This window comes from Pseudonocardia benzenivorans CB1190, from assembly GCF_000196675.2.
GTDB classification, from domain to species: Bacteria; Actinomycetota; Actinomycetes; order Mycobacteriales; family Pseudonocardiaceae; genus Pseudonocardia; species Pseudonocardia benzenivorans.
In genome coordinates, this window is the sequence record NC_015312.1 from 2,016,864 (window position 1) to 2,041,658 (window position 24,795).

Below are 24,795 nucleotides of genomic sequence, written 5' to 3' on the forward strand. Positions count from 1 at the left end.
CCCGGGACCTGTCACGACCGGTCGAACTCGCGGGCGGCCAGCGCCCGCACGATGCCGGCCCGGCCCTCGGACACCAGCCGGCGCAGCGCCGGCGGGTGCGACTCGTCGGCCAGCCAGGCGTCGGCGGCGTCGACCGTCGACTTCGAGACGGCCCACGACGGGAACAGCCCCAGCACCACCGACTGGGCCCGCTCCGACGTCCGCCGCTCCCACACGTCGGCGACCTCGGCGAAGTACCGCTCGACGTAGGGCGCGAGCAGCGACCGCTGGCCGGGGTGGCTGAAGCCGCTGATGATCGCCTCGTTGACGGCGTTGGGCAGCTCGTCGTCGTGCACCGCGCGCTCCCAGGCCCGGGCCTTCGCCTCGGCCGTGGGGACGAGGGCACGGGCGCGCTCGGCCTGGCGCTGCCCGGTCGACGTCGGGTCGCGTTCGAGCTCGGCGTCGATCTCCGCGGCGCTCGCCCTGCCGTGCGCGGCGAGGGCGTGCAGCAGCCGCCAGCGCATGTCGGTGTCGACGGTGAGTCCCTCGGGCACGTCGACGTCGAGCAGCCAGCCGCGCATGCGCTCGAGCGTCGCGTCGTCGAGGACGCTCGCGGCGAGCGCGTTGACCACGGTCAGCTGGGTGTCCGAGCCGGGCGGGGCGGTGTCGAGGCGGAACCGCAGCGCGTCGACCAGCAGGGGCCAGCCGCGCTCGGCCGCCCACCCTTCGTCGGCGTAGGACGCGACCGACGTCTGCGCCTGCAGCAGCAGCCGCTGCACGACGCCGATCTCGGACTCCGAGCCGAACCCGCCCGCGACGAGCGAGACGAAGTCGCGCGCCTTGAGCTCGGCCTCGCGCGTCATCTCCCACGCGGCCGACCAGCACAGCGTGCGCGGCAGCGGTTCGGCGATGTCGCCGATGCGGTCGACGAGCACCGTCAGCGAGTCCGGGTCGAGCCGCAGCGCGCAGTAGGTGAGGTCGTCGTCGTTGACCAGCACGAGCTTGCCGCGCGGGACGCCGACCAGCTCGGGGACCGCGGTCCGCTCGCCGGTGACGTCGACCTCGACGCGGTGCGTGCGCACCAGCCGCGGGCTGCCCTTGGCGTCGTCGGCCTGCGGCTCGTCGTCGTAGATGCCGACGGCGATGCGGTGCGTGCGGGTCTCGCCCGCGCCGGGGCGGGCGCCGCCCTGCACGACGTCGAACCGGACGATGCGGCCCTGCTCGTCGACGTCGAACGACGGGCGCAGCATGTTGAGCCCGGTGGTGCGCAGCCACTGCGCGCCCCAGTCGGACAGGTCGCGGCCCGAGGCCTTCTCCAGCGCGCCGAGCAGGTCGTCGAACGTCGCGTTGCCCCACGCGTGCGCCTGGAAGTAGCTGCGCAGCCCGGTGAGGAACGCGTCGAGCCCGACGTAGGCGACCAGCTGCTTGAGCACCGACGCGCCCTTGGCGTAGGTGATGCCGTCGAAGTTGACCTCGACGGCCTGCAGGTCCGGGATGTCGGCGGCGACGGGGTGGGTCGAGGGCAGCTGGTCCTGCCGGTAGGCCCAGGACTTCTCCACGTTGGCGAACGTCGTCCAGGCGTTGGTGTACTCGGTGGCCTCCGCCTGGCAGATCACCGACGCCCAGGTCGCGAACGACTCGTTGAGCCACAGGTCGTCCCACCAGCGCATGGTCACGAGGTCGCCGAACCACATGTGCGCCATCTCGTGCAGGATCGTCTCGGCGCGCCGCTCGTAGAGGAACCGCGTGACCCGCGACCGGAAGACGTAGTCCTCCAGGAAGGTGACCGCGCCCGCGTTCTCCATCGCGCCCGCGTTGAACTCGGGCACGAACAGCTGGTCGTACTTGCCGAACGGGTACCGCACGCCGAAGTTGCGGTGGTAGAAGTCGAAGCCCTGCTTCGTCTCGGTGAAGATCCGCTCGGCGTCCATGTGCTCGCCCAGCGACGCCCGGCAGTACAGGCCCAGCGGGATGTCGGGGCCGTCGCCGTCGGAGTGGACGTCGGTCCACTCCCGGTACGGCCCGGCGATGAGCGCCACCAGATAGGTCGACATGACCTCGCTCGTGGCGAAGTGGTGCACGACCGAGCCGCCCGGGCCGGGCTCGGACCGCTCGACCGCCGCGTTGGAGACGACCTTCCAGCTCTCCGGCGCCGTCACCGTGACCGTGTAGCGCGCCTTGAGGTCGGGCTGGTCGAAGCAGGCGAACAGCCGCTTGGCGTCGGCCGTCTCGAACTGGGAGTAGAGGTAGACGGCGTCGTCGACCGGGTCGACGAAGCGGTGCAGGCCCTCGCCGGTGTTCATGTACCGGCCCGTCGCGACGACGGTGAGCTCGTTGTCCGCGGCCAGGCTGGGCAGGGCGATGCCGTCGTCCTCGCGGTAGCCCGACACGTCGAGCGGGGTGCCGTTGAGGGTCGCCGAGGTGACCGAGTCGCCGACGAAGTCGATCCAGCTGTCGGTGCCGGGCTGCAGGCCGCGGAACCGGACGGTGGCGGTCGTGGCGAACGTCGTCTCGCCCGGGGCGCCCGCGCCGTCGGTCAGGTCGAGGTCGACGACGTAGGACTCGACCGCGATCCGCGACGCGCGGAGCTCGGCGTCGGCGCGGGTGAGGTTGGGCGGGGCCATGCGCTCTCGGGACTCCTCCGGGGGGCGGTCGGGACGGTTGCGATCCAACCACGGAAGCCCGCGCGGCGTCGTGCGCGTTCGGGTCCTACCCGAGCTGCTCGGCCACGACCCAGCGCCCGCCGCCCGCCTCGACCGCCGGGAGGGCGCGGCGCACCTCGGCGAGCAGGTCGGGGACGAACAGCAGCACGACGTCCGGCCGCGCCGCGGCGAGGTCGTCCGGCGTGACGACGGGGATGCCGGTCCCGGGCATCCGGCAGCCCTGCTTGGCGGGCGAGGCGTCGGCGACGGCGTCGACGGTGCCGGGGCCCAGCCCGGCCAGGTGCAGCAGCGACACCGCCCGCGACGCCGCGCTGTAGCCGAGCACCCGCTCGCCGCGGGCGCGCGCGTCGTCGACCGTGCGGCGCAGCGCCTCCGTCGACGTCTCGACGGCCTTCTGCAGCCCCGCGACACGCCCGGGGTCGTGGACTCCCGCCGCCAGCTCGGACTCGACCAGCGCGGTGACCGACGCGCCGGGCGTCCCCCCGCGGCGGGCGGCCAGCAGGACCGTGCCGCCGTAGAGCGGGAACGTCCAGGCGTCGGTCGCGGTGAGCCCGCGGTCGGCGAGCATGGCGACGGCCGTCGGCGTCGAGTAGTAGGCGAAGTGCCCGTGCCGCACGGCGTTCCACTGCCCGTGGGTGACGATGGCGGCGAGGCTGTGGAAGCCGAACAGCAGCAGGCCGTCGTCGGCGAGCCGGGCGAGCAGCCCGTCGAGGGCCGCTGCCTGGTCGCGGGCGTGCATGAGCCCGAAGGACGCGTCGACGACCACGTCGGCGCGGCCGTGCGCGCCCGCGGGCGTGATCCCGAGCCCGGCGAGGTCGGGCAACCACGACCCGCCGTGCGGGGTGGGCCCCTCGGCGACCGTCGTCCGGCCGGCCAGCAGGCCGGCCTCGCGGACCGCGGCGACGGCGTCGCGACGCTGGTCGGTCAGGGCCTGCGGCTCGATCCCCACGGGCTGTTCGGGCACCTCGTCGTCGTCGGCGAGCTGGGCCAGCCCGCAGTGGCCGCACAGCCACAGCCGCAGCGGGAACAGCGGGTCGGGGCCGGGGTCGTCGAGCCGGGGGAAGAACTCGGACGTCGGCCGGCGGCCCAGGTCGAGGACGAGCTCTCCGGCGCCGGTGCCGCACCAACGGCAGATGGTCGTCACCGGATCCCACTCGGCCTCGGCGGGCGGCGCGTTACCTGCCAGAGTGTCCGTCATGGAGGTTCGCACGACCGACATCGACGGTGTCCTGCTCTTCGTGCCGACGCCGTTCCGCGACGGTCGCGGGTTGTTCACCCGCACGTTCGACACCGCGATCGCCGCCGAGCACGGGGTCGACCTGGGTCCCCGGGCGCAGGACAGCCAGTCCCGGTCGTGGCGCGGGACGGTCCGTGGCATGCACGGGCGCCGCGGCCGCGGGGAGGCCAAGCTGGTGCGGGCCGCGCACGGCGCGGTGCACGACGTCCTGGTCGACGCCCGGCCGTCGTCACCGACGTTCGGGGTCGTCGCGGCCTTCCGGCTCGACGACGAGGACTTCCACCACCTCTACGTGCCGCCGGGCCTGCTCCACGGCTTCCAGGCGCTGACCGACGTCGCGGACGTCTGCTACCGGATCGACCGCCCGCACGACCCGTCCGAGGACGTCGGGGTCGCCCACGACGACCCCGACCTCGCCATCGCGTGGCCGCTGCCGCTCGGCCCGATCTCCGACCGGGACCGGGCCGCGGGCAGCTGGGCCGAGCTGGTCGCGACGGGCTGAGCCGGGCCGCTCAGCCCACCGGGCGCAGCGTCGCGTCGAGGGTGCCGGCGGCCTGCCGGTCGGCCAGCACCGCGAGCCGGGTGAACCGCCGGTCGAACGCCTCCTGCGTCAGGCCGTGCGCCCGGTAGGCCGCGGCGAGCTCGGCCGCCCCGTCGGCGACGCTCCAGCTCGCGTGGAAGTCGGGCAGCACCTTGCCGATCTTGGTGAAGTCGACGCGGTAGGAGCGGGGGTCGCCGCCGGTCTCGCCGGTGACCAGCAGCTCCGCCTCGGGCACGACCTTCTTCACCTCGGCCGCGATGTCGCTGACCTGCACGTTGTTCTCCGTCGAGCCGACGTTGAACGCCTCGCCGCGCACGACGTCGGCCGGTGCCGCGAGCGCGGCGACGACCGCCGCGACGATGTCGCGGGCGTGCACCAGCGGCCGCCACGGGGTCCCGTCGCTGAGCACCTTGATCGTCCCGGACAGGATCGCGTGCCCGACGAGGTTGTTGAGCACGATGTCGGCGCGCAGCCGCGGGGAGAACCCGAACGCGGTGGCGTTGCGCAGCGAGACGGGGACGAAGTCGTCGTCGGCGAGGTCGACGAGGTCGCCCTCCACCCGGACCTTCGACTCCGCGTACGGCGTGACGGGCCGCATGGGCGCGTTCTCGTCGAGGATGTCGTCGGTGCCCGAGGCGCCGTACACCGAGCAGGTGGAGGCGTAGACGAAGCGTCCGACGCCGGCGTCCTTGGCGAGCCGGGCCAGCCGCGTCGAGGCGTGGTGGTTGATGTCGTAGGTGTGCTGCGGCGCGAGCGAGCCGAGCGGGTCGTTGGACAGCGCGGCGAGGTGCACGACGGCGTCGAAGCCGGTCAGGGCGTCCCTCCCGACGTCGCGCAGGTCCACGGCGATCCCCGGCGGGTCGGCAGGCGCCGGCCCCAGCACGGAGGTCGCGTACAGGCCCGAGTCGAGCCCGACCACGTCGTGCCCGGCGTCGGTGAGGATCGGGGCCATGAGCGTGCCGAGGTAACCCTGGTGGCCGGTGAGCAGGACGCGCATCGCGCAGTTCCCTTCTGACGGTCAGCCGACGCCTGGGGCGGCGGCGACATCACTGACGATCATGCGGGTGGGATGGAAGCCCTCGGCGTAGCGCCGTCCGCACTGCACTCCGCGGACCCGGGCGAGGCCGCGGAAGGTCTCCTCGTCGAACCAGTGCCGGGCCTTCTGCGACGGGTAGTGCTCGTGCAGCAGCCGCACCTTCTCGTCGACGACGTCGGCCTCGACCGGCCACAGGACGGCGGGCTGGGCGAGGTCGGGCTCGGCCTTGAGGATCTCGTAGCCCAGGATCAGGTGGTCGCGGAACACCGTCGGCGCGAGCCGGGCCAGGCCGCGGTGGTCCTGGTGGTCGTCGTGGCGTGTGGTGCACAGCACCAGATCGGGCTCGCAGGTGCGGCGGAACTGCTCGAGCGCCTCCTTGGCGCGGTCCCAGTGGGCGGGCAGCCGCCCGTCGGGGACGTCGAGGATCGTGACGGTGAGGTCGGCGCCCGGGCAGAACGCGGCCAGCGCGGCCCGTTCCTCGTCCTCGCGCGCGGTGTCGGCACCGGAGAGCACGAGCGCGCGCACCCGCAGGCCCGGCCGCGCCCGGCACAGCGTCAGCACGGTCCCGCCCGCCCCGATCGCGATGTCGTCGCAGTGCGCGCCGAGCAGGACGAGCTCGTCGAGCGCCTCGGGGCGCAGCCCCCGCATCAGGTGCGCCCCACGGGGTCGACGACCTCCAGCGCGGGGATCGGGAACACGAGTTTCCCGCCCCACCGGCCGACGACCGGCGCCAGCTGCGCGGTGATCTCCTCGCGCAGGTTCCACGGCAGGACGAGCACGTAGTCGGGACGGTCGGCCTCGATGCGCTCGGGGGCGTGGATCGGGATCCGGGTGCCAGGGGTGAACCGGCCGTGCTTGTACGGGTTGCGGTCGACGGTGTAGGCGAGCAGGTCGGGCCGGATGCCGCAGTAGTTGAGCAGGGTGTTGCCCTTGCCCGGCGCGCCGTAGCCGACGACGGTCCGGCCCGCGTCGGCGGCGTCGATCAGGAAGCGCATCAGGTCGTTGCGGATCCGGGAGACGTCGCGGGCGAAGCCTGCGTGCCCCTCGACGGTGTCCAGCCCGGCGGCGGCCTCCTCGGCGAGCACGGCGGCGACGGCCGGGCCCGGGGCCGCGCCGAGCTCGCGCGGCCGCGCCCACAGCCGGATCGAGCCGCCGTGGGTCGGGACGAGCTCGACGTCGACCAGGTCCAGGCCGCCTGCCGCCAGGGCCCGCTGCGCCGTGGCGACCGTGTAGTACTGGAAGTGCTCGTGGTAGATCGTGTCGAACTGGCGCAGCCGCACCAGCGTCAGCAGGTGCTGCACCTCGATCGAGACCCAGCCGTCGTCGGCGACCATGGCGCGCAGTCCCTGCGCGAACCCGGCGACGTCGGGGATGTGCGCGAACACGTTGTTGGCGACGACGAGCGCCGCCGGCCCGTGCGTGGCGCGCACCGTCGCGCCGGTGTCGGGGGACAGGAACGCCGTCAGTGTCGGGACGCCCTTCGCCCGCGCCGCCTCGCCGACGTTGACGCTGGGCTCGACGCCGAGCGCCCGGATGCCGCGCGCGACGACGTGCTGCAGCAGGTAGCCGTCGTTGCTGGCGGCCTCGACGACCAGCGAGTCGGTCGTGAGGCCCGCGCGCTCGACCGCCGCGTCGACGAACCGGCGGGCGTGCTCGACCCACGAGGAGGAGAAGGAGGAGAAGTAGGCGTACTCGGTGAAGGTCTCGCCGGGGTCGATCAGCGGCGGCAGCTGCACGAGCAGGCAGGACCCGCACACCCTGGGGTGCAACGGGAACGTGGCCTCGGCGCGCTCGAGCGCGTCGGCGGTGAGGAACAGCTCGCACGGCGGCGTCGCGCCGAGGTCGACGAAGCTGCGCAGGTCGGTCGAGCCGCACAGGCGGCAGCTGAGCGTGACGTCGGGCGCCTGCGCGGCGGCGGGACGCTCGGTGGTCGACGACGTCATCTGTTCCTCCGGTCGGCGGATCGTCTCGCCACTGGTCTCGGATCGGCCGCCGATTACGTTTCGTGAGGGTCCGGCCCGGCACCCCCGTGGGCCGGCGGTCGTGTCGCGGCGCACGCCCCGGCCGGGGCGGGAACAAGTTAGCTTCCGCACCTGTTCGCGCTGATGGAGGAGCCGGCGCAGCAGAGGAGCCGGCCGCGAACCGATCGGAGTGCCTGTGAGCAGCACCGAGTCCACACGGACGCGCGTCGAGGTCTGGTTCGACCCCCGCTGTCCGTGGGCCTGGCTGACGTCACGGTGGATCCTCGAGGTCGAGAAGGTCCGCGACATCGACCTGTCGTTCCACGTCATGAGCCTGTCGGTCCTCAACGAGAACCGCGAGGACCTCCCGGAGGCCTACAAGGCCATGCTCGGCCCGGGTTTCGGTCCGGTGCGGGTGTGCATCGCCGCGGCGCGCGAGCACGGCCAGGAGATCCTGCGCCCGCTCTACACCGCGATGGGCGAGCGGATCCACAACCAGGGGATCAAGGACCTCGAGCTCGTCGTGAAGGAGTCGCTCGCCGAGCTGGGTCTGCCGGAGTCGCTGGCCGAGGCCGCCACCAGCACCGAGTACGACGAGGAGCTGCGCGCCAGCCACCACCGCGGCATGGACCCGGTGGGCATGGACGTCGGCACCCCGACCATCCACGTCGACGGCATCGCCTACTTCGGTCCCGTGATCTCGCGCGTCCCCAAGGGCGAGGAGGCCGGGAAGATCTTCGACGGTGCCCGGATGCTGGCCGAGTACCCGTACTTCTTCGAGCTGAAGCGGACCCGCACCGAGAGCCCGAACTTCGACTACTGAGCGAGTCCGGTCACCCGGCCCGACCGCGACGCGTCGACGGCCCGCCACGTCGCTCGTGGCGGGCCGTCGGTCTGCCGGGGTCGTTCGCCGTGGTGTCAGCGGGTAGCGATGTAGGCGTCGCGCAGGACGCCCGTCTGCAGCTCCATCTCGCGCACCCGGTGGTTCACCAGGTCGCCGATGCTCACCATCCCGACCAGCCGCCCGCCGTCGACGACCGGCAGGTGCCGGTAGCGCCCGCGGGTCATCTGCGCCATCGCGTAGGTGAGGGACTCGGTGGACGACACCGTCGCGACGTTGCGCGTCATGATGTCCTCGACGTTGCACGACAGCAGCCGGTTGCCGCGCCGGGCCAGCTCGCGGATCACGTCGCGCTCGGACACGATCCCCCTGATCCGGTTCTCGCCGTCGCTGACCAGCAGCGCACCGATCCGGTACTTCTCGAGGCGTTCGACCGCCTCTGCCACGGTCGCCCAGGGCACGACGCTGTGCACGGTCCGCCCCTTGGTGTCGAGGACGTCTGCGATGTTCATGAGTTCCTCCTCGCGGTGGCGAGGCCCCGGCCAGGGGGCCTGCGATCAGCGTGCGCCGGTCCGGGGTGAGCCGCCTCACCGACGCGGGTGAACTCAGGGGCACGTCGCCTCCACCGTCCGGGGGATGTGCGCCGATCGCCGCCTGCGAGTGGCGCGGATGTGACGGATCTCGTGCCGCCCGGGCGGGCGGAGCCCGGCCTCGGGAGGGCGGGGACCCCGCGAACCGTGTGAGGATCGGGGCATGGCAGCACCGACGCTGAACACAACCGGACACTGGATCGCAGGAGAGACGGTCGCCGCCACGGGCGAGACCATCGACGTCGTCAACCCCGCGACGGGCGAGGTCGTCGGCACGGTTCCCGCGGGCACCGCCGAGGACGTCGACCGCGCGGTGCGCGCCGCGCGGGCGGTGCAGCGGGAGTGGGCCGACGTCGACGTCGCCGAGCGCGCCGCCGTCGTCCAGCGCATCTCCGACGGCCTCAAGGCCCGCGCGGAGGACGTCGCCACCTCGATCACCGCAGAGATGGGCTCCCCGGTCACGTTCTCCCGCAAGGTGCAGGCGACGATGCCGGTCGCCTCGTCGCGCGGGTTCGCGAAGATCGCGGCCGACTTCCCGTGGACCGAGGAGATCGGCAACTCCCTCGTCGTCAAGGAGCCGATCGGGGTGGTCGGGGCGATCACGCCGTGGAACTACCCGCTGCACCAGATCGTCGCGAAGGTCGCGCCCGCGCTGCTCGCGGGCAACACCGTCGTGCTGAAGCCGACCGAGATCGCGCCGCTGACCGCGCAGCTGCTCGCCGAGGTCGCGGCCGAGGCCGGGCTGCCGGCGGGCGCGTTCAACATCGTGCACGGCACCGGCCCGGTCGTCGGCGAGGCGATCGCGGGGCACCCCGACGTCGACATGATCTCCTTCACCGGCTCCACCCGTGCGGGCAAGCGGGTGTCGGTCGTCGCCGCCGAGACCGTCAAGCGCGTGGCGCTGGAGCTGGGCGGCAAGTCCGCCAACGTCATCCTGCCCGACGCCGACCTGGGCAAGGCGGTGAAGCTCGGCATCGGCAACGCCTGGATCAACGGCGGCCAGACGTGCACGGCCTGGACCCGCATGCTGGTCCCCGCCGACCGGCAGGACGAGATCCTGGAGATGGTCGAGGCCGCGGCCGCGCGCTACACCGTCGGCGACCCGACCGACGAGGCCACCCGGATCGGCCCGATGTCGTCGCAGACGCAGCGGCAGCGGGTGCACGGCTACATCGAGCGCGGCGTCGCCGACGGCGCCCGCGTCGTGTTCGGCGGCCCCGGCCCGGTCGAGGGCCTGGAGTCGGGCGCCTACGTCCGGCCGACGGTCTTCGCCGACGTCGCGCCCGACGCCGTCATCGCCCAGGAGGAGATCTTCGGGCCCGTGCTGTCGGTGATCCCGTACCGCGACGAGGACGAGGCGGTCGCGATCGCCAATTCGTCGGTCTACGGGCTCTCGGGTGCGGTGTTCGGCGAGGACGACCACGCGCTGGCCGTCGCGCGCCGGCTGCGCACCGGCCAGGTCGAGGTCAACGGCGGTGCGTTCAACATCATGGCGCCGTTCGGCGGCTACAAGCAGTCCGGCAACGGCCGCGAGCTGGGTCGCTACGGGCTCGAGGAGTTCCTCGAGACCAAGGCCATCCAACGCTGACCGGTCGGCGACGGCCTGATCGGGCGATTTCCGGGCGGCGAGCGTGACGAACCGTCGCGAACCGGGCGGGGTCCGGCCCCGCCCGGCTCGTCGGGGGTCGCTCGATAGGATCGCGGACACCCCGAACGCGACCCTCCACGCTGGAGTTCGATGACCCCGCCCGAGTCCGACGTCCGCCCCGAGAACCCCACGGTCCGGCGGATCGGGGGCCGGTACCGGCTCGACGAGCGGATCGCCGCCGGGGCCATGGGCGCGGTGTGGCGTGGGACCGACGAGCTGCTCAACCGGACCGTCGCCCTCAAGGAGCTGCTCGTCGCCGCGTCGCCGGGCGAGGAGGACACGCTCGAGGAGTCGCGGCAGCGGATCCTGCGCGAAGGCCGGATCGGGGCCCGGCTGCAGCACGCGCACGTCATCAGCATGTTCGACGTCGTGGTCCACGACGACCGACCCTGGCTGGTCATGGAGTACCTGCCGTCGCGGTCGCTCGCCGCGGTACTGGCCGAGAAGGGGCCGATGGGCGCCCGCGAGGCCGCCGCGGTCGGCGAGCAGGTGGCCGACGGGCTCACCGCCGCCCATGCGGCCGGCGTCGTGCATCGCGACGTCAAACCCGGCAACGTGCTCATCGCCGAGGACGGCACGGCCAAGATCACCGACTTCGGCGTCTCCCGCGCCGTCGACGACGTGCAGCTCACCCGCACCGGCATGATCGCGGGCACCCCGGCGTTCCTCGCGCCCGAGGTGGCCCGGGGCGGGCAGCCGACGCCGGCGTCGGACGTGTTCGCCCTCGGGGCGACGCTCTACGCGGCCGTCGAGGGGGAGCCGCCGTTCGGGCTGGACGACAACGCCTACGCGCTGCTGCACAAGGTGGCCACCGGCACGGTCCGCCCGCCCGTCGCCGCCGGGGCCCTGACGCCGCTGCTCGCGACGCTGCTGGCCCCCGAGCCCGCGAACCGGCCGACGGCGAGCCAGGCCCGCGCCGCGTTGGAGGCCGTCGCCGCCGGGCGCACCCCGACCGGTCTGCCCGCGGGCTCGGCGTTCGCCCTCGGCCCGGCCGCGCCCCCCGTCGAGCAGCCCGCCCGGCCGGTCGCCACCCCTGCGACGCCCACCCTCGCCTCGGCCCCGCCGCCGGCCGCGGCGCCGCCGGTGGCCCCGACCGCGGCCGCGGCGCCCGGGCAGCGCAGGCTCGTCGCCGTCGTGGCCGCGGTGCTCGTGGTGCTCGTCGTGGGTGCGGGTGTGATCATCGGGCTGGTCCGGTCGTCGGGCACGAAGGAACCGACGGGACCGCCGGCCGGCGCCTCCGCGACCGCCTCGCCCACGCCGAGCCCGACGCCCACGACCGCGCCGTCGACCACCACCGCGGCGCCCACGTCGGCCTCCGGCTCGGGGATGCCGGCCATCCAGTTCGTCCAGAGCTACTACGGCCTGCTGCCCGGCAACGTCGACCAGGCGTGGGCCCTGCTGAGCCCGCAGGCGCAGCAGCAGGCGGGCGGCTACCAGGCGTACAAGGACTTCTACGGCGGGCTCACCGCGGTGTGGGCCGAGACGCTGCGCGTGGTCGACGCCGACACCATCACCGCGACGATCGTCTTCACCCGCAAGGACGGGACCCAGACGCGCGAGCCGTACCGCTTCGACATCAGCGGCACCGACGGCAACCGCGTGATCCAGTCCTTCACCCAGGGCGGCTGACTGACCCCGGCCGCCGCTCGGCCTCAGGCGGTGCGGGAGCCGACCTCGTTCAGGTGGCCCGCCACCCAGCTGACGACCTCGCGGACGAACGCCGCCCGGTTGGCGACGTCGTGCACCTCGTGGCCCTCGTCGTCGAACAGCAGGTAGCCGTGCGGGACGCCGCGCTCGCGCAGCGCGGCGACGACCTGCTCGGGCTCGCTGATCGGGACGTTGGTGTCGTGGCGGCCGTGCACGACCAGCAGCGGCGCGGTGAGCCGGTCGATGCGGTGCAGCGGGGAGAGCCTGCGCAGCAGGTCGCGGTCGGTCCGCGGGTCGCCGTACTTCGTCGTCGCGGCCTCGGCGATCCACGGCTCCGTGCCCGCGTAGAACGTCTCCAGATCGGCCATCCCGCAGACGTCGACGCCCACCCGGAACAGCTCCGGGTAGCGGACCAGCGCGGCGAGGGTCAGGTAGCCGCCGTAGGAGCGGCCCGCGACGCCGATGCGGTCGCGGTCGGCGAGCCCCGATCCCGCGAGGAAGTCGACGGCGGCGCTGACGTCGGCGATGGCGGCGAAGCGGCGATGCAGGTCGTCGGCCCGGGAGAACGTGCGGCCGAAGCCCGCCGAGCCCCGGACGTTCGGCGCGAACACGGCCACACCCGCGGCCGCCAGCGCCTGGAACAGCGGCTGGAAGACCGGCCGCTCCTGCGCCTCCGGCCCGCCGTGCAGCCAGATCAGGGCGGGTGTCGCGCCGAGCGTGCCGCGCGGCCGGAAGAGCCAGCCGGTCAGCGTGAGGCCGTCCTCGGCGCGGAACTCGTGCAGCGTGGGGGAGACGAGCACGTCCGCGGGGTCGGTGTCGTCGTCGGGGTCGTCGGACTCCGGGGGCAGCACAGCGGGCGCCTCGGTGCCGGGCAGCCCGTCGACGATCGGCACCAGCGACAGCCGCGGTGCGACGGTCGGCCCCTCGCTCGCGAGCAGCAGGCCGGCGCCGTCGCGGGTGAACGCGGCATCGGTGACGACGTCGCCCGCCGGGTCGGGCAGCGGTGAGATCAGGCCGCTGCGCAGGTCGAGCATCTCGGGCTCGCTGCGGCCGTCGACGTTCCAGACCAGCACCGCGCGGGCGCCCGCCGGGTCGAGCGCGACGAGGTCGAGGTCGTCGTGCGCGCGTTCGGCGACCGGTGAGGACATTCCGGGCGCGCCGGTGCCGAGCGGGACCGCGAGCAGCGCGGCGCGTTCGCGGCCGGCATCGGTGTGCAGGTAGAGCAGCCCGCCGCTGACGCCGAAGCGGGCGTCGGCGACCGTCGCGCCGCCGCCGGGGATGAGGTCGGTGCGCCTGCCGGTGCGCAGGTCGATCAGCTCGAGGTGGCGGTCGCCGCGGCGGCCGTGACGCACCACGACGCGGTGCCCGTCGCCCGACACCGCGCACACCATCGCGGCCGGTCCCGACGCCAGCACCGTCGACGTGCCGTCGCGCAGGTCGACCAGGCACGCCTGGCCCTCGCCCTGCCCGGAGCCGTAGATCGTGACACCCAGGTGCGAGCCGTTGGGCGACCACGAGCCCAGCACGACGGCCGTGGCCGCGGGGGCGATCTCCCGGCGGCGCCGGCCGTCGGGGGAGACGAGCAGGACGCGGGTGCGCTCGCCGCCGCCCGGCGCGAGCTGGCAGGCCAGCCAGCTGCCGTCCGGGGACCAGGCGACGCCGGTGACGTCGGCGTGCGGCAGGTCGCGGTCGTCGGGCTCGGTGGGCAGTGCGGCCCGGGGTTCGACGACGGGTGCCGGTCCACTGCCCAGCTCGCCGACGTAGAGCCGGGGGCGGCCGTCGCGGTCGGAGATCCAGGCCAGCAGCCGGCCGTCCGGGCCCGGCCGGGGCGACCGGAACGAGGCCGCGGACACCACGTCGGCGACCGGGCCGGCGTCGGCGACGAGCCGCTCGCCCACCAGCCTTTCGCGACGACGGTCGGCAAGGGTCGGTTCCATCTACAACCCCCTCTCCTGCAGCCACATCTCCAACAACGCCACCTGCCACAACGCGTTGGACCCGAGGTTGGTCCGCGCGGTGTTCGGGTCCGCCAGCATCCGTTCCAGCCAGTCTGCCCGCACCAGACCCCGTGCCTTCGCCACCGGGTCGGTGACCGCGTCGCGCACACGCTCCAGGAACGGGCCCTCGAGGTGGCGGATCGCCGGCACCGGGAAGTATCCCTTCGGCCTGTCGATCACCGCGTCCGGGACCACCCCGCGGGCCGCCTCCTTGAGCACGCCCTTGCCGCCGTGGGCGAGCTTGAGCTCCGGCGGGCAGGCCGCGGCCAGCTCGACGAACTCGTGGTCGAGGAACGGGACCCGGGCCTCCAGGCCCCAGGCCATCGTCATGTTGTCGACGCGCTTCACCGGGTCGTCGACGAGCATCACGGTGCTGTCCAGCCGCAACGCGGCGTCGAGGGTCTCGGCCGCGCCCTCACGGGCGAAGTGCGCGGCGACGAACTCGCGGCTCGGGTCGTGGTCGAGCAGCCACTCCGGTTCGAGGATCGACGCCAGGTCGGCGTGCGGCCGGTCGGTGAACACCCGCGCGTACTCGGTGACGGCCCGCTCTCGCGGCACCCCCGCCAGCGGCGGGTACCAGTTGTAGCCGGCGAGCACCTCGTCGGCGCCCTGCCCGGACTGCACCACGGTGACGGACTTCGCGATTTCCTCCGAGAGCAGGTGGAACGCCACGCAGTCGTGGCTGACCATCGGCTCGGCCATCGCCGCGATGGTGTGGTCGACCGCCGGCAGCATGCGCGCCGGGTCGACGAGGATCCGCTGGTGGTCGGTGCCGAACTCGGCGGCGACGACGTCGGAGTACCGGAACTCGTCGCCGGCCTCGCCGCCCGCCGCGTGGAAGCCGACGCTGAACGTCTTCAGGCCGGTCTGGCCCTCCTGCGCGAGCAGCCCGACGATCAGCGACGAGTCGAGCCCGCCGGAGAGCAGCACCCCGACCGGCACGTCGGCGACCATCCGGCGGCGCACCGCGACCCGCAGCGACTCCAGCACCGCGTCGCGCCAGTCGACCGCGCTCATCCCCGCGTCGGCGGGCCGCCGCTCGTGGCGCGGCGACCAGTACTCGTGGACGGTGGTCGTGCCGTCCGCCCGGATCGTGCGGACCGTGGCCGGCGGCAGCTTGCGGACCCCCGTGAGGATCGTCCGCGGCGCGGGGACGACCGAGTGGAACGTCATGTAGTGGTGCAGCGCGACCGGGTCGATCGAGGTGTCGACCTCCCCGCCCGCGAGCAGCGCGGGCAGCGACGACGCGAACCGCAGCCGGCCGGGCCGCTCGGCGAGGTAGAGCGGCTTGATCCCCAGCCGGTCGCGGCCCAGGACGACCGTGCCCGAGTCCCGCTCGTGCACGGCGAAGGCGAACATCCCGAGGAAGTGCTCGACGCAGCCGGTGCCCCAGCGGTGGTACGCCTTGATCAGCGTCTCGGTGTCGGAGTCGGAGAAGAACCGGTAGCCGTGCCCCTCCAGCTCGGCGCGCAGCTCACGGAAGTTGTAGATGCAGCCGTTGAACACCGCGGCCAGGCCCAGCTCCGGGTCGACCATCGGCTGCGCCCCGCGCTCCGACAGGTCGATGATCTTCAGCCGGCGGTGCCCCAGCGCGACCGGGCCCGCCGCGTGCACGCCGTGCCCGTCGGGGCCGCGCCGGTGCATCGCCTCGGTGATCCGTGCGACCGCCGCGACGTCGGCACCGAGGCCGTCGAACCGGATCTCGCCGGCGATGCCGCACATGCGCGTCCCTGCTTCCGCTCGCTACTTCGGTGACCGGGTCACTTCAGCACCCAGGTGTCCTTGGCGCCGCCGCCTCGCGACGAGTTGACGACGAGGCTGCCCGCCGGCGCAACCCGGGACAGCGCGGCCGGTGCGACGTCGACGCGCGTGCGGTCGCCGACACGCGACTGGAACGCGAAGGCGCGCAGGTCGACGGCCCGCGGATGCAGGGCGCCGCCGGAGAACGTCGGGTGCGTCGACAGCTGGACGAGGTCCTGCGCGACCCAGCCTTCCGGACGGGCGCGGATCGCGGCGGCCGCATCGGCCAGCTCGGCGCGGGTGGCGTCGGGCCCGATCAGGATGCCGTGCCCGCCGTACCCGTCGACCGGCTTGACGACGAGCTCGTGCAGCCGGTCCAGCACCTCGGCGCGCCGGTCGGGATCCGCGCACGGGTACGTCGGGACGTTGTCGAGCAGGGGCGCCTCGCCGAGGTAGTGCTCGATCATCGCCGGCACGTAGGAGTAGACGAGCTTGTCGTCGGCGACGCCGTTGCCGGGCGCGTTGAGCAGCTGCACGGTCCCCGCGGCCGCCGCCCGGCACAGCGCACGCCCGATCGGCCGCTCGTCGGCGCCCGTCGCGTCGAGCAGGTCCTGCTCGTCGAGACGCCGGTAGAGCGCCGCGAGCCGCCGGCGGCCGCCCGGCCCCACCAGGTACACGCCGTCGCGGGTGACCTGCAGGTCCCGCGGCGTCACGACGGGCACCTGCATCCGGTCGGCGAGCAGCGTGTGCTCGAACCAGGCCGGGTCGACCGGCCCGGCCGACAGCAGCGCGACCTCGTCGGCGCCCGCCGCGTCGTGGTCGGGGACCGCGGACAGCAACGCGGCCCGCAGCGCACGCGGCACGTCGTCGAGCCCGACGACGCCCGCCGGGGGCTCCAGGTCCGGCAGCACGCTGCGCACCAGCCGCCGGGAGATGATCGAGAACCCGATGCCCGACGGCACCCGCAGGTTGTCCTCCAGCACGAACCAGTGGTCGGCCCGATCGCGGACCAGGTCGATACCGGCGACGGTGACGCGCACGGCGTCGGCCGGCAGCGTTGCGCCGATCCTGCTGCGCCCCGGGGCTCCGTCGACCACCGTCGCAGGGACGATCCCCGCGTCGACGATCTCACGCGGGCCGTAGACGTCGCGCAGGAACAGCTCCAGCGCCCGGACCCGTTGCGCGAGACCGGCCGAGAGCATCGCCCAGTCCTCCGCGGAGATGATGCGGGGGACGAGGTCGAGCGGGAACAGCCGGTCGGGCTCGTCGCCGACGCGGAAGGTGACGCCGCGGGCATGCTGCTCGGTGCGCAGCGCCGACTCGGCCGCCGTCATGCCGCGCGGGCCCAGCCGGTCGAGCACACGGAACATGAACCCGTAGTGCGGCAGCACCTGCCCGCCCTCGCTGACCGCCTCGTCGAACGCCTCCGGCCGGTACCCGGCCAGCAGCTCCGGCGGGGGCGGCGCGACCGGCGTCGTGATCCCGGTCAGGGCACGGCCCTGGGTCGTCTCCAGCAGCGCGTCGACGACGTCGGTCAGCTCGCCGCGCAGGCCGAACGCGCGCCGCTGCCGCGCCGCCGCGCTGCCCCGGGCCAGCGTCTGCCGCGACAGCTCCAGCACCTGCTCCCAGTCACCCGCCGCCTCCAGGTGCGCGCGCAGCCCGTCGACGAGCATGCCGACCATCAGCGCGGGCGACATCAGCGCCGGACCCACGAGATCGACCAGGTCGCCCTCCAGACCCGACCGCGCCGCGCGCCAGTTGGCCGAGCGCAGCAGCTCGTGGCGCGACGTCGGCAGCGGCGCGCCCGCGAGCGCGTCCTCCGAGGCCCGCCGCACCAGCGCCCGGAACAGCCCCGCGATCAGCACGACGTCGTCGACGTCGGGGCAGGCGTCGCACACCCGCAGCTCGACCGTGGGCAGGTGCGCGCTGGGCCGGATGTCGAAGTACACCATCCCGGGGTCGCTGATCGTCCCCGACGCGATCAGCTCGTCGACCATCCCGTCGTAGTCCGCGGCCGTCTCCACCGCGCCCGGCGGCCCTGCCGTCGGCCAGCGCGACCAGACCATCGAGCGGAAGCTCGCGTAGCCGGTGTCCTCGCCGCGCCAGTAGGGCGAGCTGGCCGAGATCGCGAGCAGCACCGGCAGGTACGGCGCGACGCGACGGACCACCTGAACGGCCATGTCGCGGTCCGGCACGTCGACGTGGACCTGCGCGCCGCAGATGTGCTGCTCGCGCACCAGCATCTGGTACTCGTGCTGCATCTTCTCGTAGCGCGCGCCCGCGGAGATGTCGGTGCCCGAGAGCTCGACGAGCGGCACCGTCCCGGCGGCGACGACCCCCAGCCCCAGCGGGTGGGCGACCTTCTCCAACGTGCCGCGCAGCCGCCGGACGTGCTCGCGCAGGTCGTCGAGCGTCCGGCAGGGCGGGGTGTTGGTCTCGACGAGCGAGCGCTGCAGCTCCGGCGCGAACTCGTCGCCGCCGAGCTTGGACAGCAGCGCGTCGACCTCCGGCGCCGCACGTCTGGTCTCCAGGTCGACGACGTGGAACTCCTCCTCGACGCCGATCTGCGGCAGGTCGCCCATCTGCCCGACCGTAGGGGCCCGCTGTTACGAACACTTGTCTGCGGCGTCACCTCCATCCGCTTGCGCGGGCCGTGATCCGCCGTTCGGCCGAACGCTCCGGACTGTGCGGCCGGGCGCTGCCGGACGTCACCGGCCGAAACCGGTGTCAGCCGGCCGCCGGGGTCCGCAGCTCCGCCAGCTCGGACAGCTCCCGGACGACGACGTCGGGCAGGCGGCCCAGGGTGTCGAAGGTGCGCCCGGACCGGTCGATCCAGGCGGTGCGCATACCCGCGCGCGCCGCGCCGACGATGTCGAAGGGGTTGCACGAGACCAGCCGGATCGACTCGACCGGTCGCCCGGTGACGGCGGCGGCATGCCGGTACACCGCGGGGTGCGGCTTGTAGACGCGCACGTCGTCGACGCTGATGACGTGCGAGAACCAGGGAGCCAGCCCGGCCGTCCGCAGGCAGGCCGCGAGCATGGTCGGGCTGCCGTTGGACAGCAGTACGCACTCGGTCCCGGCCGCCGCCAGCGCCGCGAGCCCGGCGGCCACGTCGGGGAAGGTGGGCAGCCGGTCGTACGCGGACACGAGCCCGGCCCTCACCTGCGGATCGAGGTCGAGGCCCCGGTCGAGCAGGGCGAAGTCGAGCGCCCGCCGGGTCAGCCCGGCGAAGTCCTCGTAGTCGTCCATGATCGTGACCCGGAAGGCGTAGTCGAGCTGCGCACCCCGCCACACCGCCGCGACGTCGGCCGCCACACGGAGAACAGCGCGCCCTCGGTGGCGACCGGGATCAGCAGCGTGGTGCCGGCGGTGAGCTGTTTGACGTCGAGGTTGCCGCCGGTCTCGCGGGGCGGGATGGTGCGCAGCCCCTCGGCGGCGATCCGCGGGTCGGCCGGCACCGCGCTGTCGGCCAGCGGCGCCGTGACGGCACCACCGCGCCCGAGCAGCTCGGCCTCCCGGGCCGCCTGGCGCACGCGCAGCTCGGTCGACGGCGCCACCGTGCCAGCGGTTGTGTCCGGTCCCCGGCTCCTCGGCGAGGCACTTCGTCAGGTCGACGGAGACGTGATGCGTGGCGCCGGCCATGGGCGGTGCCGAACCTTTCGACGGCCGTCGGATGATCGAGAACGTACGAAAGCCGGAACCGACGTGTCAATAGTTGCCGACATGTCGTCCCATCGGACGCGCGGCCGGTCAGCCCAGCGCGATGGCCGCCGTTGCATGATCATCCAGGGTGGCCCGCTCGGAGCGGCTGACCGAACGCCGTGGGTAGCCGGCACGCCCGTACCCGCCGTGCTCGTCACGATTCCGCCGCGTCACGTCCACGGCCGCGCGGTGCGCCTGCACCACTCGTCTCCGCGCGTGCGTGCGCGCCGGCCGCGACCGGGAAGCCCCGTCGCGGCGTCGACGGGTGTCAGGCCGGCCAGGGCACGTCGGGGAAGGGAGAGCGCGCGGTCGCCGTCGCCAGGTCCAGTTCGCCGCGCGCGACCGCAGCGTGCAGGGCCGCGACCTCGGCCAGCTCGTCCCGCTGCGTCGTGACCTCGGCCCGGTCCATCGGGTCGCCGTGGCCCGGGACGAACGTCGACACGTCGAGGGCGAGCAGCGCGGACACCGTGGCGGGCCAGTCCGCGACGACGGCGTCCCCGAGGTCGGGCGGCGCCCCCTGCTCGACGAGGTCACCCGCGAACACGACGTCCCCGGCCACCGCGACGACGTCATGGTCGGTGTGACCGCGACCGGGGTGCCGCAGCCCGACGGTGCGCCCGCCGAGGTCGACGTCGAGCACCGGGTCGACCGTCCCGCCGGGTAGCGGCGGATCCGTCGCGGCGAGGGCGTCGGCGGTGGCGTGGTCGCCTCGGTCGCGGTAGTGCCGGGTCCACTCGGCGCGCTGGGCGTCGGCCGTCGCGACGATCGTTGCGCGGCAACGAGGATGGGCGTGGACGGGGCCCGCGGGGAAGGCGCCGGTGCCGAAGCAGTGGTCGAAGTGCGCGTGGGTGATCACGATGATCAGCGGGAGCTTCGTGATGGTGCGGACCGCCGCGCGCAGTCGGGCGCCCTGCTCACGGTCGCCCGCGGTGTCGACGACCAGCGCCCGCTCCGCCCCGACGACCAGCCCCGTCGTGAGGTCCAGCTCGTCGTGGCGGCGGGCGAACACCCCGTCGCCGACCTCGAGCCATCTGTCCGCCACGCGAGCAGTCTGACGGGTGCGAGGGTGGCGGCAGCCTCCCGACGCGGGTTGATCGCCGAGTGCGGGACCTGGGCGCCAGGTGGTGCGCTCATGTCCCGAGGTCGGCGATCATCCGGGAGGGCGGGGCCGGGTGCCCGTTGATCGCCGAACGTGGGACATGGACGCAGGTTGGCGGGTGGTGGCGGGTCCGGCCGGTTCGAGGTGCGGGTCGCCGCGCTCTGCCCGGATCACAGCCCTGACCGTGATCACCAGATGCGGGACATGGGCGCAATCTGACGCGCTCATGTCCCCGGCTCGGTGATCACAGCCGCGGGGGCGCGCTGGCGGGGTGGGGCATGGTGGTGGCGGGTCTGGCCGGTTCGAGGTGCGGGTCGCTGCGCTCCGGTCGGATCAGAGGGCGAGGCCTGCCCTCGGGGTTGATCGCCAGATGCGAGACCTGCGCGCAAGGAGACGCGCTCATGTCCCGAAATCGACGATCACGGGCCGGGTGGAGCGGCCCGTGCCCGGCGCGCGGGGGTCTGCCCGGGTCGGGGCCCGGCCCGGGCGGGCATCGGTCCGCCGGTGGCAGACGTCGGAGAAGGCGGGGTCGCGGCTCCGGCCGGCGCTCGGCGGTCGAAGCCGCCGCGGGCGCGTCGCGGAGGGCGGCGGAGGAGCGTCTCGGCGCCGTCCGGTGCAGGAGGGTGATCGCCGTTGTCGGGACATGGGCGCATGCCCCGACGCCCATGTCCCGCTTTCGATGATCACCCCGGGGGGTCAGCCGACGGGAGCTCCCGATCCGGCCGGGGCGGTCGAACCCGCTGGCCCGGAACCTACGGGCCCGGCGGCTGCCGGATCGGACACCGCAAGCCCCGAACCCACAGGCGTGGACCCCGCGGGCGCGGACCCCGCGGATGCGGAACCCGCGGGCGGCGAACCCGCCGGCGCGGAACCTACGGGCGCGGAACCGGTGGGCGCGGAACCCGTGGGCGCCGAACCCGTGGGCGCCGAACCCGCAGGCGCCGAACCCGCAGGCGCGGAACCCGCAGGCGCGGAGTCGGCAGGGGCCGACGCTGTGCCCCCACCGGTCGTGCCCGGGAGCGCGGTCGGCGGGACGGTCGTGGGCGGAGCGGTCGTGGGCGGGGCAGTCGTCGGCGGGGCGACGCCGGCACCGCTGCCCGGCACGCAGGCGCCGGCGGCCGGGCCGTCGTTCTCCGCGGGGGCGGCCGCGGCCGTGCCCCCCGTCGTCGCCACGCCACCGGGCGCGGCATGTGGAGGCTGCGTCGTCGCGGGCGGGTCGGCCACGGCCTCCGGGCCACCCGTGTCCTCATCGGACGCATCCGCGGGGTCATTGCCGGGCGTCGGTCGCGTCCCGCCGCTCCAGTCGGACAGTACCCGCAGCTTGTCCCAGGGGATGTCCTTCAGCCCGACGAAGTCGCCGGACAGCCCGGCGTCCTCGTACGCGGTGGAGCCGGGTGCGTACTCGGCGATGAACGCCATCCGCGCGCCGCCGTTGTCGCCGACGTAGGCGCCGTAGGTCTGCAGCGCCTTGGCGATGGCGGCCTCGCCCTTGCCGATGCCCGGGATCGCGTCGACATCGACGCTCGGGTCGAGCTGGACGCGGGCGCCCTCGGGAATCGGGGCGGAGGAGCCATCCATGTTGGACCCGTCGGTCTTGGTCGCCGGGTAGCGGACCTCCTTGGGCTTCACGATGTTCGTCGAGAAGAACAGGGCGTGCGGGATGTCCTGGTCGGCGATCTCCTGCGCCCGGACCACGGCGGCGTAGCGGGCGATGCCGGCGCCGGTGGAGCTGCCGTTGGTCTCGCGGCCGTCCCCGTCGAGGGGGGTCGCCGCACCCCAGGAGGCCTTGAGGCCGTTGCCCGACTTCTTCGTCACCCACAGGTTGACCACGGTGTTGGTCGAGGCGTCGGCGATGGCGACGTGGCCGTCGGAGCCGGGCGGGATCGGCAGGTCGGGCGGGACGGGGACGGTGATGCCCGCGAGGGGGTCGGGGCCCCAGTCCTTCTCCGAGAGCGGGACGGCGGATCGCGGGGCGTCGGCGGGAATGTCCTCGGGGTCGACGAGGGTGACGCCGAACTCGCCGGTGTTGAGGATGTGGTCGCCACCGGCGAGCGCGCCGGCCATCTTGGCGGACTGCGGGTCGAGCTTCGGCTCGGCGGGGATCGGGTCCCAGAGCCAGTCGGCCTTCTGGAAGTAGGGCCGGGTGACCTGCGCGCCGCCCGGGCAGGCCGCGACACCCGGCGCGGTGGCGGTGCCGGCGCCCGCGGACACGCCGCCTCCGTCCTCGGCGCAGGGCACCGCCGCGGTGCCCGCGGAGACGACGGGGGCCGAGCAGGACGCCCGGGCCACGTCGGTGGCGGCCGCGGGCATCAGCCCGGCGGTGACGAGCGCCGCGGCGGCGAGTGCGGTGAGCGGGAGGGTGGTCCGGGCGCGGTGGGGCGCTGCGGTGCGCCGGTGCCCGGGGGATATGGTGCGCATGGCGAAGACCCCTTTGTGACCGGAGGGGAGTGCGTCCCGGTTGGCGCCGGGACCGTCGTCGACGCCGGGGGTGCGACCCCGGCGACGAGTGCGATGAGGGTGGCGGGGCGGTTCTTGGCGGAACCGCCCCGTCGTCGTCTCGAACCGTCTGCGGACCTCCTGAGGGGGTCGTCGGCTGGTGGCGTTGATCGGGACCGTAGCCCGACAGGCGGTGCTGCGGTCACGAATTGCAGTCACACCACTCACATTGGTCTCAACAACCCCACCACCGGGTGACCATCCGGCCGAGTCGACGGGGCCGAACGAGTACTCGCAGTGTTCGAGCGGACGTCGTGATCAACGCTAGGCTCGCGCCATGAGTCCCGTGGACGAGATCCTCTCGCAGATTCCGTTGCGCGACCTCGCGGCCCAGCTGGGGACCGACGAGGCCACGGCCGAGCAGGCCGCCCGGCAGGCGCTGCCCGCGCTCCTCGGCGGCATGCAGGCCAACACCGACGACCCGGGTGGCGCCTCCTCGTTCGCCCGGGCGGTCGACCAGCACAGCAGCTCGCTGATCGACGGCGGGGTGAACCTCGACGAGGTCGACACCGACGACGGGCGCAAGATCGTGAGCCACGTGTTCGGCGCGAACCAGGACCAGGTGGTCAACCAGCTCTCGCTGGGCGGTGCCGGAGGCAGCGGGCTGATCGGCAAGTTGCTGCCGCTGCTGGCGCCGATCGTCATGTCCTACCTGGCCAAGAAGCTGGGCGGCGGCACGGCCGCGGGCGGCGGGGGAGGGCTCGGCGACCTGCTCGGCGGACTCCTCGGCGGTGGGGGCGGCCAGGCGAGCGGTGGCGGGCTCGGTGGGGGTCTCGGCGACCTGCTCGGTGGTCTGCTCGGCGGCGGCACCCGCCAGTAGCGCGGTCGCCGCGGCGGGGAACGTCCACCCGGCCGCCTGAACGGACCATCGCCGCTCACAGCTGCCGTCCACACCGGACCGTCGGCGCCGCGCCGAACCGGCGCGGCGCCGGACGCTCGGCTCAGACGGCGACGAACATCGGGCGGCCGCGGTCGTCGAGCTCGGAGCCGAGCACCTCGGCCGCACCACACGCCCAGCGTTGCGCCGACCACGCGGCGGCCAGCGCGTCGAGGACGTCGTCGAGCCGGGCGCCCGACGGCAGGTCGGCGAGTGCCACGGCCGGGTCGAGCCACCGGGCCAGCGCCGCGATGCGTTGGCCCGCGCCGCGCGCGGTCTTCTTCGACGCGAACCCGACGTCGGGCGCGAGCGTGCGCAGGGAGAGCTCGGGGTGCACCTCGACGACGTGTCCGGGCCGGTCCGGGAGCGCGTCCCAGTCGAGGATGCGCGGTGCGATGTGGAAGGTCTGCAGGCTGATCGCCTTACCGGTGAGGGCGCGGGCGCGCGCGCAGGCCGCCGGATGGTCGGGCGCGGTGAGCACCGCGCGCGGCGGCGCCGGGAAGACCGACGAGCGGGCCTTCCCGAGCCGGCGGGCGGTGAGGTCGTCGCACTCGCGGCGCCCGGCGGTCGCGTGCACCCCCAGCGGGATGTCGACGCCGACCGCCGCGCACCCGGCGGTCACCGCGAGCACCCCGGCCGCGTCGGGAACGACGTCCCAGCGCACCGCACCTGGGCGCACCCGGGCGACCACCCACCCCGCGGGTGCCCCGTCGACACCGGCGACCTCCTCCATGCGGC

General features: G+C 74.2%; 19 protein-coding genes. 5 read left to right on the plus strand and 14 right to left on the minus strand.

Annotation, left to right across the window (positions count from 1 at the left end):
• Nucleotides 1-11 precede the first annotated feature (11 nt).
• Nucleotides 12-2,603, minus strand: coding sequence for an aminopeptidase N (gene pepN, locus PSED_RS09620; RefSeq protein ID WP_013674056.1), 2,592 nt, complete (start codon nt 2,601-2,603; stop codon nt 12-14).
• Nucleotides 2,604-2,688: 85 nt separating this feature from the next.
• On the minus strand, nt 2,689-3,840 hold the full coding sequence (locus PSED_RS09625; RefSeq protein WP_143770413.1) for a class I SAM-dependent methyltransferase: 1,152 nt from the start codon (nt 3,838-3,840) through the stop codon (nt 2,689-2,691).
• On the opposite strand from PSED_RS09625, the gene PSED_RS09630 reads away from it, so the two are divergent.
• Entirely contained in the window at nt 3,839-4,381 is a 543-nt protein-coding gene (locus tag PSED_RS09630; RefSeq protein WP_013674058.1) for a dTDP-4-dehydrorhamnose 3,5-epimerase family protein, read from the plus strand. The two genes, PSED_RS09625 and PSED_RS09630, sit on opposite strands and share 2 nt — an antisense overlap.
• A gap of 10 nt (nt 4,382-4,391) precedes the next feature.
• Here the strand turns inward: PSED_RS09630 and PSED_RS09635 are convergent, their stop codons facing one another.
• The 3 genes from PSED_RS09635 to PSED_RS09645 are packed head-to-tail and all read right to left on the minus strand — an operon-like array spanning nt 4,392 to nt 7,399.
• Entirely contained in the window at nt 4,392-5,417 is a 1,026-nt protein-coding gene (locus PSED_RS09635; protein ID WP_013674059.1) for an NAD-dependent epimerase/dehydratase family protein, read from the minus strand.
• 21 nt (nt 5,418-5,438) lie between these two features.
• Entirely contained in the window at nt 5,439-6,104 is a 666-nt protein-coding gene (locus tag PSED_RS09640) for a PIG-L deacetylase family protein (RefSeq protein WP_013674060.1), read from the minus strand.
• Nucleotides 6,104-7,399 (minus strand): class I SAM-dependent methyltransferase, encoded by a 1,296-nt coding sequence (locus PSED_RS09645; RefSeq protein WP_013674061.1) that lies wholly within the window; start codon nt 7,397-7,399, stop codon nt 6,104-6,106. Before PSED_RS09645 ends, PSED_RS09640 begins: the two co-directional genes overlap by 1 nt.
• 214 nt (nt 7,400-7,613) lie before the next feature.
• Between PSED_RS09645 and PSED_RS09650 the strand changes: the two genes are divergently transcribed.
• A complete protein-coding gene (locus tag PSED_RS09650; protein ID WP_013674062.1) occupies nt 7,614-8,240 on the plus strand; it encodes a mycothiol-dependent nitroreductase Rv2466c family protein in 627 nt (208 codons plus the stop codon).
• A 95-nt stretch (nt 8,241-8,335) separates the two neighbouring features.
• Here the strand turns inward: PSED_RS09650 and PSED_RS09655 are convergent, their stop codons facing one another.
• Nucleotides 8,336-8,770, minus strand: coding sequence for a CBS domain-containing protein (locus PSED_RS09655; protein ID WP_013674063.1), 435 nt, complete (start codon nt 8,768-8,770; stop codon nt 8,336-8,338).
• 241 nt (nt 8,771-9,011) lie between these two features.
• Between PSED_RS09655 and PSED_RS09660 the strand changes: the two genes are divergently transcribed.
• A complete protein-coding gene (locus PSED_RS09660; protein WP_013674064.1) occupies nt 9,012-10,436 on the plus strand; it encodes an aldehyde dehydrogenase family protein in 1,425 nt (474 codons plus the stop codon).
• Between the two features lie 150 nt (nt 10,437-10,586).
• Nucleotides 10,587-12,125 (plus strand): serine/threonine-protein kinase, encoded by a 1,539-nt coding sequence (locus PSED_RS09665; protein ID WP_013674065.1) that lies wholly within the window; start codon nt 10,587-10,589, stop codon nt 12,123-12,125.
• A 23-nt stretch (nt 12,126-12,148) separates the two neighbouring features.
• Here the strand turns inward: PSED_RS09665 and PSED_RS09670 are convergent, their stop codons facing one another.
• From PSED_RS09670 to PSED_RS09700, 7 genes are all read right to left on the minus strand, one after another.
• Nucleotides 12,149-14,080, minus strand: coding sequence for a S9 family peptidase (locus tag PSED_RS09670; protein ID WP_013674066.1), 1,932 nt, complete (start codon nt 14,078-14,080; stop codon nt 12,149-12,151).
• Nucleotides 14,081-15,862 carry an N-acetylglutaminylglutamine amidotransferase gene (locus PSED_RS09675; RefSeq protein WP_013674067.1) on the minus strand — a complete coding sequence of 594 codons (1,782 nt, stop codon included), beginning with the start codon at nt 15,860-15,862 and terminating at the stop codon, nt 14,081-14,083.
• 38 nt (nt 15,863-15,900) lie between these two features.
• The gene (locus tag PSED_RS09680) at nt 15,901-18,462 is read right to left on the minus strand and encodes a carboxylate--amine ligase/circularly permuted type 2 ATP-grasp protein (RefSeq protein ID WP_013674068.1); all 2,562 of its coding nucleotides are present in this window, start codon (nt 18,460-18,462) and stop codon (nt 15,901-15,903) included.
• A gap of 145 nt (nt 18,463-18,607) precedes the next feature.
• The gene (locus tag PSED_RS09685) at nt 18,608-19,198 is read right to left on the minus strand and encodes a haloacid dehalogenase type II (RefSeq protein WP_013674069.1); all 591 of its coding nucleotides are present in this window, start codon (nt 19,196-19,198) and stop codon (nt 18,608-18,610) included.
• Nucleotides 19,102-19,440, minus strand: coding sequence for an acetamidase/formamidase family protein (locus PSED_RS09690; protein WP_041759465.1), 339 nt, complete (start codon nt 19,438-19,440; stop codon nt 19,102-19,104). Before PSED_RS09690 ends, PSED_RS09685 begins: the two co-directional genes overlap by 97 nt.
• 413 nt (nt 19,441-19,853) lie before the next feature.
• Nucleotides 19,854-20,627, minus strand: a complete 774-nt coding sequence (locus PSED_RS09695; RefSeq protein WP_013674070.1) for an MBL fold metallo-hydrolase — start codon at nt 20,625-20,627, stop codon at nt 19,854-19,856.
• 753 nt (nt 20,628-21,380) lie between these two features.
• The gene (locus tag PSED_RS09700) at nt 21,381-23,102 is read right to left on the minus strand and encodes a hypothetical protein (RefSeq protein ID WP_013674071.1); all 1,722 of its coding nucleotides are present in this window, start codon (nt 23,100-23,102) and stop codon (nt 21,381-21,383) included.
• Nucleotides 23,103-23,457: 355 nt separating this feature from the next.
• Between PSED_RS09700 and PSED_RS09705 the strand changes: the two genes are divergently transcribed.
• Nucleotides 23,458-24,000 (plus strand): DUF937 domain-containing protein, encoded by a 543-nt coding sequence (locus tag PSED_RS09705; protein ID WP_013674072.1) that lies wholly within the window; start codon nt 23,458-23,460, stop codon nt 23,998-24,000.
• A 121-nt stretch (nt 24,001-24,121) separates the two neighbouring features.
• Here PSED_RS09705 and PSED_RS09710 read toward each other — a convergent pair whose 3' ends face one another.
• Complete coding sequence (locus tag PSED_RS09710; RefSeq protein WP_013674073.1) at nt 24,122-24,790, minus strand: DUF429 domain-containing protein; 669 nt, start codon at nt 24,788-24,790, stop codon at nt 24,122-24,124.
• Nucleotides 24,791-24,795: the final 5 nt, after the last annotated feature.

Excerpts from the sequence above, each read along its gene's own strand:
- PSED_RS09700 (WP_013674071.1), bottom strand. The coding sequence starts at position 23,102 with ATGCGCACCATATCCCCCGGGCACCGGCGCACCGCAGCGCCCCACCGC.
- pepN (WP_013674056.1), bottom strand. The coding sequence starts at position 2,603 with ATGGCCCCGCCCAACCTCACCCGCGCCGACGCCGAGCTCCGCGCGTCG.
- PSED_RS09660 (WP_013674064.1), top strand. The coding sequence starts at position 9,012 with ATGGCAGCACCGACGCTGAACACAACCGGACACTGGATCGCAGGAGAG.
- PSED_RS09625 (WP_143770413.1), bottom strand. The coding sequence starts at position 3,840 with ATGACGGACACTCTGGCAGGTAACGCGCCGCCCGCCGAGGCCGAGTGG.
- PSED_RS09635 (WP_013674059.1), bottom strand. The coding sequence starts at position 5,417 with ATGCGCGTCCTGCTCACCGGCCACCAGGGTTACCTCGGCACGCTCATG.
- PSED_RS09655 (WP_013674063.1), bottom strand. The coding sequence starts at position 8,770 with ATGAACATCGCAGACGTCCTCGACACCAAGGGGCGGACCGTGCACAGC.
- PSED_RS09665 (WP_013674065.1), top strand. The coding sequence starts at position 10,587 with ATGACCCCGCCCGAGTCCGACGTCCGCCCCGAGAACCCCACGGTCCGG.
- PSED_RS09680 (WP_013674068.1), bottom strand. The coding sequence starts at position 18,462 with ATGGGCGACCTGCCGCAGATCGGCGTCGAGGAGGAGTTCCACGTCGTC.
- PSED_RS09675 (WP_013674067.1), bottom strand. The coding sequence starts at position 15,862 with ATGTGCGGCATCGCCGGCGAGATCCGGTTCGACGGCCTCGGTGCCGAC.
- PSED_RS09645 (WP_013674061.1), bottom strand. The coding sequence starts at position 7,399 with ATGACGTCGTCGACCACCGAGCGTCCCGCCGCCGCGCAGGCGCCCGAC.
- PSED_RS09670 (WP_013674066.1), bottom strand. The coding sequence starts at position 14,080 with ATGGAACCGACCCTTGCCGACCGTCGTCGCGAAAGGCTGGTGGGCGAG.
- PSED_RS09640 (WP_013674060.1), bottom strand. The coding sequence starts at position 6,104 with ATGCGGGGGCTGCGCCCCGAGGCGCTCGACGAGCTCGTCCTGCTCGGC.
- PSED_RS09630 (WP_013674058.1), top strand. The coding sequence starts at position 3,839 with ATGGAGGTTCGCACGACCGACATCGACGGTGTCCTGCTCTTCGTGCCG.
- PSED_RS09710 (WP_013674073.1), bottom strand. The coding sequence starts at position 24,790 with ATGGAGGAGGTCGCCGGTGTCGACGGGGCACCCGCGGGGTGGGTGGTC.
- PSED_RS09705 (WP_013674072.1), top strand. The coding sequence starts at position 23,458 with ATGAGTCCCGTGGACGAGATCCTCTCGCAGATTCCGTTGCGCGACCTC.